General features: G+C 31.4%; 12 protein-coding genes. 9 read left to right on the top strand and 3 right to left on the bottom strand.

Going from position 1 to position 12,191, the window contains the following annotated elements; translation table 11 throughout:
- Positions 1 to 64 precede the first annotated feature (64 nt).
- The 5 genes from AB1284_RS10460 to AB1284_RS10440 all read left to right on the top strand — a co-directional run bounded on the left by AB1284_RS10460 (position 65) and on the right by AB1284_RS10440 (position 5,669).
- Positions 65 to 1,834: an ABC transporter substrate-binding protein gene (locus AB1284_RS10460; protein WP_429749584.1), complete on the top strand. Its 1,770-nt coding sequence runs from the start codon at positions 65 to 67 to the stop codon at positions 1,832 to 1,834.
- 197 nt (positions 1,835 to 2,031) lie between these two features.
- On the top strand, positions 2,032 to 2,655 hold the full coding sequence (locus tag AB1284_RS10455) for a YhbD family protein (protein ID WP_429749586.1): 624 nt from the start codon (positions 2,032 to 2,034) through the stop codon (positions 2,653 to 2,655).
- Positions 2,656 to 2,668: 13 nt separating this feature from the next.
- Entirely contained in the window at positions 2,669 to 3,379 is a 711-nt protein-coding gene (locus AB1284_RS10450) for a bactofilin family protein (protein WP_429749588.1), read from the top strand.
- Positions 3,380 to 3,405: 26 nt separating this feature from the next.
- Positions 3,406 to 4,113: a cytoplasmic protein gene (locus tag AB1284_RS10445; RefSeq protein ID WP_429749590.1), complete on the top strand. Its 708-nt coding sequence runs from the start codon at positions 3,406 to 3,408 to the stop codon at positions 4,111 to 4,113.
- 23 nt (positions 4,114 to 4,136) lie between these two features.
- Complete coding sequence (locus AB1284_RS10440) at positions 4,137 to 5,669, top strand: MDR family MFS transporter (RefSeq protein ID WP_429749592.1); 1,533 nt, start codon at positions 4,137 to 4,139, stop codon at positions 5,667 to 5,669.
- Positions 5,670 to 5,744: 75 nt separating this feature from the next.
- Here AB1284_RS10440 and AB1284_RS10435 read toward each other — a convergent pair whose 3' ends face one another.
- Positions 5,745 to 6,065: a hypothetical protein gene (locus tag AB1284_RS10435; protein ID WP_429749594.1), complete on the bottom strand. Its 321-nt coding sequence runs from the start codon at positions 6,063 to 6,065 to the stop codon at positions 5,745 to 5,747.
- A gap of 275 nt (positions 6,066 to 6,340) precedes the next feature.
- On the opposite strand from AB1284_RS10435, the gene AB1284_RS10430 reads away from it, so the two are divergent.
- Both AB1284_RS10430 and AB1284_RS10425 read left to right on the top strand, forming a co-directional pair.
- Entirely contained in the window at positions 6,341 to 7,198 is an 858-nt protein-coding gene (locus AB1284_RS10430; protein WP_429749596.1) for a DegV family protein, read from the top strand.
- A 545-nt stretch (positions 7,199 to 7,743) separates the two neighbouring features.
- Positions 7,744 to 7,974 carry a hypothetical protein gene (locus tag AB1284_RS10425; protein ID WP_429749598.1) on the top strand — a complete coding sequence of 77 codons (231 nt, stop codon included), beginning with the start codon at positions 7,744 to 7,746 and terminating at the stop codon, positions 7,972 to 7,974.
- A 62-nt stretch (positions 7,975 to 8,036) separates the two neighbouring features.
- Here AB1284_RS10425 and AB1284_RS10420 read toward each other — a convergent pair whose 3' ends face one another.
- Positions 8,037 to 9,197, bottom strand: a complete 1,161-nt coding sequence (locus tag AB1284_RS10420; protein WP_429749599.1) for a tyrosine-type recombinase/integrase — start codon at positions 9,195 to 9,197, stop codon at positions 8,037 to 8,039.
- A 334-nt stretch (positions 9,198 to 9,531) separates the two neighbouring features.
- Here AB1284_RS10420 and AB1284_RS10415 point away from each other — a divergent pair, with 334 nt between their 5' ends.
- Positions 9,532 to 10,515: a DNA-binding protein gene (locus AB1284_RS10415; protein ID WP_429749601.1), complete on the top strand. Its 984-nt coding sequence runs from the start codon at positions 9,532 to 9,534 to the stop codon at positions 10,513 to 10,515.
- A 203-nt stretch (positions 10,516 to 10,718) separates the two neighbouring features.
- Here the strand turns inward: AB1284_RS10415 and AB1284_RS10410 are convergent, their stop codons facing one another.
- Complete coding sequence (locus AB1284_RS10410; RefSeq protein ID WP_429749603.1) at positions 10,719 to 11,288, bottom strand: hypothetical protein; 570 nt, start codon at positions 11,286 to 11,288, stop codon at positions 10,719 to 10,721.
- A 229-nt stretch (positions 11,289 to 11,517) separates the two neighbouring features.
- Between AB1284_RS10410 and AB1284_RS10405 the strand changes: the two genes are divergently transcribed.
- Entirely contained in the window at positions 11,518 to 12,120 is a 603-nt protein-coding gene (locus AB1284_RS10405) for a DJ-1/PfpI family protein (RefSeq protein WP_429749605.1), read from the top strand.
- The last annotated feature ends 71 nt before the right edge of the window (positions 12,121 to 12,191 follow it).

Here is a 12,191-nt window from a genome sequence, read left to right as displayed (position 1 = left end):
GAAAGGAAAGAGGAAAAAGAGTAGAATGAAGCAAAGAAATTTTTCATCTTTTAGGGGGATATGTATGGTAATTTTGGATCATTACATACAGCTTTGGCTTCAATATGCAAAGGGGAAAGAACTTGGTGAAAAGATAGAAATATCGCTGCAAGATATCTCGAAATCATTATATTGTACAGATCGAAATAGTAAATTCACAATAAAAAAACTAGAAGAAATACAATGGATTAGTTGGTTACCGGGACGGGGAAGAGGAAATAGATCTAAAATCGCTTTTTTACAAGATCCCGCATTGCTTATTTATGAAAAAGGAAAAGAACTTGTAAAGCAAGGTGAAATTAAAAGCGGAAAAACATTTATTCAAACATATGAAGGGTATTTTCCATGCATATTAGAACAATTTCAAACATGGATCGACACACTTTTTGGATACCATATTGAACACTCATCTAAAGGAAGAATTGATGTTTTACGATTAAACATGCGCATAAGCCCAATTATGTGCCTTGATCCTATGTATGTTACGCTTCGATCTGAGTGCCATATTGTTAAGCATGTCTGTGATACACTCGTTCATTACAATGAAATGACAAATGAAATAGAACCACGTCTCGCTTTTTATTGGGAATACAATCATACACATAACATATGGACATTTTATCTTCGAAAAGGCGTTTATTTTCATAATCAAAAACCGTTTACTGCACATGATGTCAAGTATACATTCAAACGTTTTTTAAGTACAAAAGACAATCCTTATCGCTGGATGCTACAAGATATTGAAAAAATACATATTGTAGATGAATACACAATTGAAATTCATTTACAAACAGAAAATGAATTATTTTTACATATTTTAGGAGGGGAACATTGTTCTATTATTTCTGAATCACAGGAGAATGAGCAATACATATTAAATGGAACAGGTCCATTCAAACTTATTAAAAATGATGATGCATTACTTATTTTAGAAGTAAATCCATTGTATTTTCGCGAGCGCCCATTTCTTGATCGGATTGAACTTTGGTATTCCCAAGATATAAGTAGTTATAGCGGTTATGAAGTATTATTAGGTTCTTTACACCATGATAGAAAAGGCGTTCAAAAAGAAACGTCTCAATTAGAAGCGAACGTAACATACATTACACTCAATACAAAAAAGCAAGGTCCAATGCAAAATGCAGCCTTTCGGCAAGCTTTAAAACAAATCATCAACGGCATGCAAATATTAAACGATTTAAAAGGTGAACGTGGAGAAATAGCAACGAATCTGTTATTAGGAAAAACAATCGAAATAAAGAAAGAAAGTTCAATTAAAGAGCTATTAGGAATAAGTGGGTATAGGGGAGAAACATTATATTTATATACCTTTCAAGATCAAGATCATGTTGAGGATTCACATTGGATTCAAAGGGAATGCGCAAAGTATGGAATTAAAATAGAACTATCTTTTTTAGATGCACATGAACTTCTTACACTTCGAACAATACAAGAAGCTGATTTGATTCATGATAGTGCTACAATAAGTGAACACGCTGAATTAAGTTATTTATATTTACTGCTAACGACAAATAGTTTTCTTCATCAGCATAGTTCTTTCAATTTAAATGAGAAATTGAAACATGTATTTAAGGAACAAAATCGGAGTGTGCGTATGCAATTGTTAGGGGAAACAGAAGAAAAGCTGCTAGAGTATATTCATATAATTCCTTTGTATCGAAATTATATGACGATACATACACATGAGGGTATACAAAATGTAGCAATTAACTCCCAGGGTTGGATTAATTTTTATCATATATGGTTTAAACATTTACATAACGTAACAAAGTAGTGAAACAAAGTGCTCAAAACCCATCATTTCTTCGAGCGTCATACGATGAAATGATGGTTTTTTTTTTAGATAGAACAGATAAAACCGTAGTAAGCATAGCGCTGATTTTTATTTGTTTTTCATTAAAATCAAATAACGCTCCTTTACAGCGTAACAATGTTATGTTACATTGAATAAAAAGAAAGGAGAGTTAAATTTTGAATCAGGACTTAATTTCAAAAAAAGATTTGTTAGATCTTACGGGAATCTCTTATGGTCAGCTATATAGGTGGAAAAGAAAAAATTTAATACCAGAAGATTGGTTTGTGCGAAAATCAACATTTACTGGCCAAGAGACATTTTTTCCTAAAGAAAAAATTTTAGATAGAATCGAAAAAATTCAGACGATGAAAGAGAATTTATCTCTTGATGATTTAGCAAACATGTTTTCACCCAATGTGACTGAGATTAGTTTAAGTAAGGAAGGGATTATACAACGCGGGATTGCTTCAGAGTCAGTTGTACGTTTCTTTATAGAGCAACATCAAGAAATAGCTGAATTTCGTTTTTCAAAAATTCTTTTCGTTTATATTTTAGAAAAAATTCTTCAGTCTGGAGAGATTAGCCTTGAAGAAGGGAAAATGGTGTTACATGTGTTAAATGAACACTATGAAACGATGAAGAATAAAAATGGTGAACTTATTTTCATTCGAAAACTAGGTGTTTCAACATGTTTCTTACTTTCGAGCGTAGAGGATATTTATTTTGATCAGGGTACTAAAATTGTTATTCGTCTACCTTTAATGATTTGTACAGAAGAATTAAAAACAAAGTTGTTATGATGGAGGGAAAGTAGTGAAAACTGATGACTTATTAATTAATGGACATGGAACGTCGAACGGAGGGCAGTTTCGCAATGTGCAATTAAACGGAAGAGGTACTGTAAATGGGGACTTAGAATGTGTGGATTTCAAATGTAACGGCTCTGGTCATGTAAATGGAGATATAAAAGCTGAGACAGTAAAAATAAGTGGTTCCGGAAAGATAAATGGAAAAATAGATGCTCAACATATGAGCATTGAAGGCAGCGGCAGTATACAACAGGATGCGGTTGTAAAGAAAATAAAAATTTCCGGTAAAGGAACAGTCGGAGGAAATGTATCTGGTGAGAACATGAATATTCAAGGTAAAGCAATCATTGATGGGAATTGTGAAGTAGATACATTCAATTCAGAAGGACAATTTATCGTGGGTGGCTTATTGAGTGCAGATGATATTTTTATTGATATGCACGGAGAATGTAAAGCAAAAGAAATAGGCGGTCAAACGATTAACATAAAATATAAGAAATCCGCTTTAAGTTGGCTCTTCGAAACAGTGTTTACTACTCGAATGGAAACAGAGTTAATAGAAGGTGACAATATTAAAGTTGAGTATACAAACACGAACACGATTCGAGGTAACAATGTAACGGTTGGGCCAAATTGTGAAATTAATCTTATTGAATATACAGGGATTTGTACAATCGATAAAAACGCTAACGTAAAAGAGAGCCGAAAAATTTAATTTTTTAATAGAAAGGGACAGATAACATGAAAGAACAGTATAACCTTAGTTTAAATGGTTCTGGTAATTCATCAGGCGGTATTTACAAAAATGTCAAAATTCGTGGAGAAGGAACGATTCTGGATGATATTGATTGCGATGTGTTTAAGACGTTTGGAACAAGTGAAGTGCAAGGAAATGTAAAAGCAAACATGGTAACTGTGTTTGGAGAAACGAAAATTCGTGGAGATTTGCATTCAGAAAATGTGAAAGTTAACGGTAATCTTGAAGTTGGTGGTTCGGCAGGAGTGAAACGTACAAAAGTACGAGGGATGTTTGACATTGGTGAAAACTTTACTGGTGAAGAACTCGATGTAACAGGTGGAATAAATGTGAAAGGAAACTTAGAGGTAGAGAATTTTAATCTAAATGGGGCCTGTACGATTATAGGTATGTTAAATTCTGGCGAAATTAATATTGTTCTAAGATACGAGCACAGCAACGTAGAAGAAATAGGCGGCGAGAAGATTACAGTTCGAAAAAAATCATCTTTCTTTCCTTTCTCAAAACATGAAGGATTTCTTAAAACTCGTGTAATTGAAGGCGATGAAATTTATCTTGAATACACAAAAGCTGATGTTGTTCGAGGTAACAATGTTACGATTGGTCCAGGATGTGAAATTAGTGTAGTAGAATATCATGAAAGTTATAAAAATGCAGCTCAATCACTTGTGAAAGAATATAAACAAATATAAGTATATAGAGGAAGGACGATAATATGGTTGCTAAAGGTAGTAAGCTTGGTTTTGTCGTTGCTGGTTTGTTATTTAGTATATTAATGGCTTCGATGGATAATACGATCGTTGTAACAGCGATGGGAACAATTGTTGGTGACCTGGGCGGACTTGAAAATTTCGTTTGGATCGTCTCTGCTTACATGGTAGCAGAGATGGCAGGTATGCCGATATTCGGTAAATTATCTGATATGTATGGACGGAAACGTTTTTTTATTTTTGGTTTAATAGTATTTATGGCAGGGTCGGCGTTGTGTGGTACAGCTGACAGCATTGTGCAATTAGGGATTTATCGTGGGATTCAAGGGATTGGCGGTGGAGCTCTCGTACCGATCGCCTTCACAATTATTTTTGACATTTTCCCTCCAGAAAAACGTGGGAAAATGGGTGGATTGTTTGGAGCTGTATTTGGATTATCTAGTATTTTCGGACCACTATTAGGAGCATATATCACAGATTATATTAGCTGGCACTGGATATTCTATATTAATTTACCACTTGGTATTTTATCTCTCATTCTTATTGTATTGTTTTATAAAGAATCACCAGTTCATCAAAAACAAAAAATTGATTGGCTTGGAGCGATTACTCTTATTGGGGCAGTTGTATGCTTAATGTTTGCTCTAGAGCTTGGTGGACAAAAATATGATTGGGATTCTCATTTTATTTTAAGTTTGTTTGCAGGCTTTACTATTTTAAGTATGGTATTTTTGTATGTAGAAACAAAAGTAGAGGAACCGATTATTTCCTTTAATATGTTCAAAAATAGACTTTTTGCAGGTAGTACGATTGTTGCACTATTGTACGGAGCAGCTTTCATGTCCGCAACGGTGTATATTCCCATCTTTATTCAAGGAGTGTACGGAGGAACTGCTACAAATTCTGGGTTATTATTATTACCAATGATGTTTGGATCAGTAGTGACAGCACAGGTTGGGGGATATTTAACTTCAAAGATGAGCTACCGAAATATTATGATTATATCTGCAGTTATTATGATAAGTGGACTTATACTGTTAAGTAGTTTAACCCCTGGGACGAATCGTGTATTGTTAACTATTTATATGATAATAATCGGTTTTGGAGTCGGTTTTTCATTTTCTGTTTTAAGTATGGCAGCTATTCATAATTTTGGAATGAATCAACGTGGATCAGCCACATCAACAAGTAACTTTATTCGTTCATTAGGCATGACATTAGGGGTTACGATTTTTGGGATGATTCAAAGAAACGATTTTCAAAATCAATTAGAAAAAGCTTTTTCTAATGTAGGAGGAATACTAAAGAATGGTTCTTTTCATGATTCAAGGGCAATTTTATCAGAAGCTGCACGTACTCAAATTCCAAAGCCAATATTAGATAAGGTTATCGATGCACTATCCTGCTCAATCGTTCATACATTCATGTGGGCATTAGTTCCAGCTGGTTTAGCATTTCTATTTATATTCTTAATGGGAAATGAGAAGATGGTCATCCGTAATACAAAGAAGGAAGTAAAGAATGTAAGTGAAAATTAACGAAAAAAGACTCTTTTCATATTATTTATGAAGAGAGCCTTTTTATTTTAATGACTCATAACTAACAAACTGAAATTATTCTGAAATAATTTCGTATTCTTCATCTGCAAGTAATAAAATTTGCATTTTTTTACCTTTGTTATGTACTTCAATTACATCGTATGTGCCTAAGTTTTTAATTTTACTTGTTGAAGCATTTACCATACCTTCAACAGAGTCGATTAAAATATCTTCTTCAATGTAGGATTCAGGCAAAGACATATCTTCAGTTTCTAATACACATGCATATAAATTTTGTAAATCAGTAGCTGTTGGGTTTAATTCCTCAACATCAATTATATTCTTTACTGCATCTACATGTTCTTCTTTTGGTTGATATACTTTAATTTTAGACATATTTTATTCTCCTTTATTTCTTAATCTAAGAGGCTATATATTATTATAACGGTTTTCATGAAAAACATGAAATAGTAATTATGGCTATAAATGAAAAAACATTTTTTTATTTATATTAGAAAAAATTCATTGCTGTTTTTCTTCATGAATACAATATAACAGAAATGTTTTATATAAGATTTTTCGCTTTCTTAATCCATGCAATGCATATATAATTTAAATGGGACTAATCGTATTTTTGTATATTTATAAAAAGAATTGAGGTTTAACGAACAATGACAATAAAAATCATTACAGATAGTGCGGCAGATTTATCAAAAGAATTACTAAAAACTTATGATATAGAGATGATTCCGCTTCGTGTATATGATGAGCAAGAGAATGAATTTCTTGATGGGGTAACGTTAGATCCTATCGACCTACTTCGAAATATGAGAGAAGGGAAAGTATATAAAACATCATTACCTTCTTTAGAAACGATTCAAGAAGTATTCACTACATACGCAAAGCAAGATGTAACATGCATTTATTTAGCTTTTTCTTCTGAGCTTTCTGGTACGTATCAATCTTCTGTTCTTGTAGGAGAAGAAGTAAAAGAAGCGTATCCTAATTTTTCATTAGACATTATTGATACAAAATGTGCATCAACTGGCCAAGGACTTGTAGTATTTGAGGCTGCAAAGATGGCAAAAGATGGAGCAACAAAAGAAGAAATTTTAAACCGTATTGCTTTCATGGCAAAACATATGGAACACATATTTACTGTTGCAGACTTACAATATTTAGTTCGCGGTGGACGAGTAAGCAAAGTGGCAGGATTTATAGGTGGCTTGTTAAATATTAAGCCTATTTTAAATGTAGAAGATGGAAAACTTATTCCACTTGAAAAGATACGCGGCCGGAAGAAAGTATTTCAGCGTATAGTAGACATTATGGAAACAAGAGGGAAAGATCTTAAAAATCAAACAATTGGAATTTCGCACGGTGATGATTTAGAAAGTGTAAACATACTAACAGAAATGATTACTGAAAAATTTGGATGTAAAGTATTTGTAGTAAATTCGATTGGTGCAGCTGTTGGAGCTCATGCGGGTCCTGGAACATTAGCTATATTTTTCTTAAATGAAGTGTAAAAATAAAAATGTCTCTTAAAATAAGAGGCATTTTTATTTTTATTCTGAAAACCATTATTACCAAATGCTTAGATACTTATTTTGAAATTTGTAAACTATTATATTATATGAGAATGAGGAAATGTCGAAAAAAATTTTAATAGAACATACCGCGATGTTTTTATTTATTCCGTACTAACGGACAGTAAGCCCCCGACAAGTTTCACTTTATTTTTAATCTTCCACAAATATTTACGCAGGCACAAACAAACGAGCCAATAATAAAATCTACATTAAAACCCTGCTTAGGATATCAACTTATTAAAAAAATGAACACATTCAAGAAAAAAGGAACATAATTAGAATTAATGATTGTGAATATGAAGTTTCATTTGATTTACAAATAAAAGAGTAGAATTTGATTTGAAAATAATTATAACTCTCCTAAGAATATATTATCGACTTATAAAGGATTTCCACGACAAAACATCAAATTTATTGTATAATTTTAACATAATAAATATTGATATAATGGCGTTTAAATTTTATTTTAAGGATGTATGTTCATGAAAAATATTGATTTTATTCTTGAAAGTGATGAGACATTAAAACCATCGGAACGACTCATTTTATTACTATTAGAAAAACATAGAATATTATATACAAATGATTTACTTGCTTTATCAAATCTATCATATAAAACATTAGTAGATTCTTTAACAACACTTGTTATGAAATCTTATATAATTAAAGAGAGTGGAAAAGGACGTAAGCAAAATAGATATAGTTTAATATAATTCAATTATTGTAAACTACAAAACAGGAAGAGCTCGCAAAATATGCTCTTCCTGTTTTGTAGTTAAAACTCATCCTCATAAATTAAATTCCCTGCATCATGGTCTTTCATTAATCTCTGCTTCAAATAATTTTCTTTTGTTGTACGATCATCTTTATGACCAACAGCTGCTGCAATGATATGTGGTGGTAATTGTTTATAATCATATAAATACTGCACATAAAAATGCCGAAAGAAGTGAGGGGTTATTTTTTCACTTTTTGTAAATGATAAATTAGTTTCTTTTATGATTTTGGTGATATATTGAGACAAATAATTTTCTTTATATGCTGTATGATTTTTTGTTTGAAAAATGGTACCACCATGCTTAATACCTAACTCAGTTGGCAAACGGCGGCGGATTCGAAAAGCAATTATCCGTTCAAATACCGCTTTGTTAATTGGTACAATTCGTTCAGAATCACCTTTCGTATTTACATATAAATAATAACGATTACGCAATGTATCATATTCTAAATCTTCCCACTTCGCATGTGCCACCTCAGCAATACGTAGTCCAGTTGTTGCTAATATTGAAAGCAGAGCATAATTGATAGGATTATTTTTATAATATGACAGTAATTGCTTTACTTCTTCATAAGATAATTCTCTTCTTGGTTTATGTTTTTTCGTTATTGTTGTACTCAGTATGTCAATGTATACAGGCTCTTTAATAAATTCAATTTCATATAGCCATTTTAAAAAGGACCGAGTAATTCGTAGTTTTCGGCTTATCGTTGCTGGTTTATATGCTTCATTAGATTGATAAGAAATTGCGTCTTCAGCAAGCCACTTTTGATAATTACGAATATGTCTTTTTCTTAAATTTATCCATACTTTACCTTCAATGAAATTCTCCACATCCATTTGTAAAAATTCTATATGTTCTCGAATAAAAAAATAAAACTGTGATAAATCTCTAGAATAAAGAAGACGAGATGTGTCTTTTACTCGTTTTTCTTTATCAAAATGCGTTTGTCGATTTAAATAATAATATAAAATCTCTTCATCAGAAAAATCTTCATATGAATATGTATCCTCACGCTCGTTTTTCTCTTTTCGATCTTCAGCTTGTTTTAAAAAATCTTCACTCCATATTGCAATAGTATTTGCAAACTTTTCTTTACTATTTTTATTGTGTAATAACGAATTATGATTATTAATTGGTAATAAATGAAATGCCATATTACATCAAATCCTTATTTATTTTACATATAGTATTAATTTTAAAAAATAAAATGTATATATAATTTATTTTAAAGTGTATTTATATAAAATACAATATTGATTCTCAACTATAGAAAATCACACATTTTCTATGATTTAAAATTGATTTATAAATTTAAAATATTATAAGTCGAATTAAAATGATAGAAAAGTTAATTTTAAAATAAAAAGAACTTAAGTATGTTTATAGTATAATTATAGTTTCGTATTTATATGTGATATAATAAATTTACATTATGTTATGTTTTTCTTTTAAATTCAATTTAGTTTTATATAGAAAGGATTTATTTACATGTACGATCATACATACGAACAATATATGGATACAAACGAGGTAAAAGAGTATTTATGTATTACAAGTTTCACATTTAAAAAATTAATGAAAGAAAATAAATTAACTCCAATTAATAAGGATACATGGCGATTAGATGGAAGTTTTTTGTTTCGAAGAGAAGAGGTTACTGTATTACAATCGCAGTTACATACAGAAGGAATCACATTAAACCAAGCAAGTAAACAATTTCATGTTAGTATGTATCAATTATGTAAATGGATTGAAGAAGGGGAATTATCCTATACAATTCAAATACATCGAAATAAAGAAACAAAATTTGTGCAAGAGGAAGGAGTAAAACAATTAGTTGAAAGATTCGATGACGCAAATGCTCTTTATACATATTCTAGAAAATATAATGTTGTTTTATTTCAAAAATTTATACAGGGAAATACAATTGCGCGTATAACGTCTATCCCTAAAAGGGGAAACATTATAGTAACAGATGAATTCGGGAATGATATGACACTGCAAGATGTGAAAGAAAGTGGTTTTTTGCAAGCATATCAATTATCCGATAAACCGAGGAGTCATCATCAAAAATTTGTGAAGTTTCGTTTTTTGAAAACACACAACTTACGCAGTGATATTTTTCAGCGAATTGATTTCTTATTACAATATGTATCACCGCGAAATCTTCGAATTTCAGAAGAACACAATTTCTGGATTATTGAAGTTCGTCAATCACTCATTCAAGTTCCTATGCAGTTTCAACAAGAGTGGATTGACTCCCTTATGCCATATATAATAGAAGGAAAATTAGTAAAACGTCCAAATAATAGCATTTACTTAGACAGTAATAGTGTTACAAAAAGCATAGTATTATCTTCATCTGAGTATCAGTCTATCTCAAACATTGTAAATGAAGAAAAAATTTCAATAGAGGAGTTTATTACTTCGGCAATTCGAGAGAAATTAGATCGGCATACAACGAAATATTAAAAGACTTATCATGTAGATAAACCTTTTAATATACAAAAATATCCAAACCCTCAAAAAAATGACCTTTCAGATTCTTTTTTTTGAGGGTTTTATATAAGTGATAATGTTTATGTACCTATAATATACAAAGCTCTATATAAAGACTGAGAGGAGCCTTAAATTTGTTTGGGTATATTTCCCTATATATAGTTTACATAATAATTTTATGTGTTAAAATTTCGAGTGAAAAGTAAAGAATGTTTTTCCGTAATTTCGTGATATTGTTTAATTTCATTTGTGATTCGTTGTCTTCCTTTTTCGCTTGTGTGCCAAGTATCGCGATTAATTTGTCGCAAATCTTGCAGTGGAAGAACATCTAATATTTTATTTTCCGCCGCATATAGTGAAGCAAGTAATAAAAATCTTCGGCAGAAAAAACTTTTTCCAGCAAGTAATACATTTGTTATTTCTTGATTATTAATCATGTTAAACGCACTTTTTATTACACTTTCTACATTAGAAAAATCTCCTGTAATCGGTTGGATGTTCTCGTAGGGAACACCTAATTGAATTAGTATTTCTCTATGATATTCAAATTCATTCGCTTGTAGAAACGTATTAAAAATAGAAGGAATAAAAATATATTTTACAACTTCTTGAGAGCAATGTTTTGCAACAAGTTCGTTCAATTCAGGGAAATGACCAGGATGATACAGCATAATATCTGTTTCTGTAAACAAATGTTTACGGTCTATAAACACTAAATCACTAATTATAGAAAAATAGTTCATCACGATAAATTCCTCCTTAACAAAGATAAAACCCTTTAGAAATTCGATATAGACTGACTAAAATCCTGTATAAGAGTTCGACAAAAATAATGAATCGCTGTTGTTACAAATGTTTGCGGTGAAAGAGTAAATAACATTTTTTTATAAACATTGATAAAGAATACATTATGTTATTATTCTGTTAACTCATTTAATATGGATAGTGCAGATACCAACAGTTAGGGGGCCGACGATGAATATTCGAATTGTGTTATTTGATGGCTTTGACGAACTAGACGCCATAGGACCATATGAGGTATTAAAACGTGCGAATGAGTTCGGAGCAAATTTCGATGTGAAAATGGTTACATTAAATTTAAATTCGGTGACTGGTTTTTATGGCTTAACAGTTGAAGTGAATGATTTTCTTAGAGAAGACAATTGTCCAGATATTTTAATTGTACCTGGTGGCGGGTGGAACCATCGAGGGGAGAAGGGAGCACGAATAGAAGCGGATAAAGGTATATTGCCTGAATTGATTGCTAAATTTTATAAGCAGGGAGCTATTATCGCTGGTGTCTGTACGGGCGGAATGTTAATGGCTGTTTCAGGAATTACAGCAGGACGGAAAACCACTATGCACCATCTTGCTAAAAACGAAATGGAATCATACGGTTGTGAAGTGTTAAGTGCTAGAATTGTTGATGATCATGATATTATTACAGCAAGAGGAGTAACTTCCGGTATTGATTTAGCTCTATGGCTCATTGAACGATTTGTAAATTCTGATGTAGCTTATTTAGTCGAAAGAAGACTAGAGTATGAAAAAAGAGGTACGATATGGAGAAGATCATAATTTTAATTTACTGAAGAAAGAAATAGGTATTTTGAGGAAATTGGTACTTTACGATAAAGTGCCGATTTTTT

Source organism: Bacillus sp. S2(2024), from assembly GCF_050474045.1.
Classification (GTDB): Bacteria; Bacillota; Bacilli; order Bacillales; family Bacillaceae_G; genus Bacillus_A; species Bacillus_A yunxiaonensis.
Note: the sequence above shows the minus strand (reverse complement) of the source record. Positions and strands in the feature narration are given on the sequence as shown.

Bases quoted from the DNA above. Each gene is read 5' to 3' on its own strand.
- AB1284_RS10460 (WP_429749584.1), top strand. From the start codon at position 65: ATGGTAATTTTGGATCATTACATACAGCTTTGGCTTCAATATGCAAAG.
- AB1284_RS10445 (WP_429749590.1), top strand. From the start codon at position 3,406: ATGAAAGAACAGTATAACCTTAGTTTAAATGGTTCTGGTAATTCATCA.
- AB1284_RS10440 (WP_429749592.1), top strand. From the start codon at position 4,137: ATGGTTGCTAAAGGTAGTAAGCTTGGTTTTGTCGTTGCTGGTTTGTTA.
- AB1284_RS10435 (WP_429749594.1), bottom strand. From the start codon at position 6,065: ATGTCTAAAATTAAAGTATATCAACCAAAAGAAGAACATGTAGATGCA.
- AB1284_RS10430 (WP_429749596.1), top strand. From the start codon at position 6,341: ATGACAATAAAAATCATTACAGATAGTGCGGCAGATTTATCAAAAGAA.
- AB1284_RS10425 (WP_429749598.1), top strand. From the start codon at position 7,744: ATGAAAAATATTGATTTTATTCTTGAAAGTGATGAGACATTAAAACCA.
- AB1284_RS10420 (WP_429749599.1), bottom strand. From the start codon at position 9,197: ATGGCATTTCATTTATTACCAATTAATAATCATAATTCGTTATTACAC.
- AB1284_RS10415 (WP_429749601.1), top strand. From the start codon at position 9,532: ATGTACGATCATACATACGAACAATATATGGATACAAACGAGGTAAAA.
- AB1284_RS10405 (WP_429749605.1), top strand. From the start codon at position 11,518: ATGAATATTCGAATTGTGTTATTTGATGGCTTTGACGAACTAGACGCC.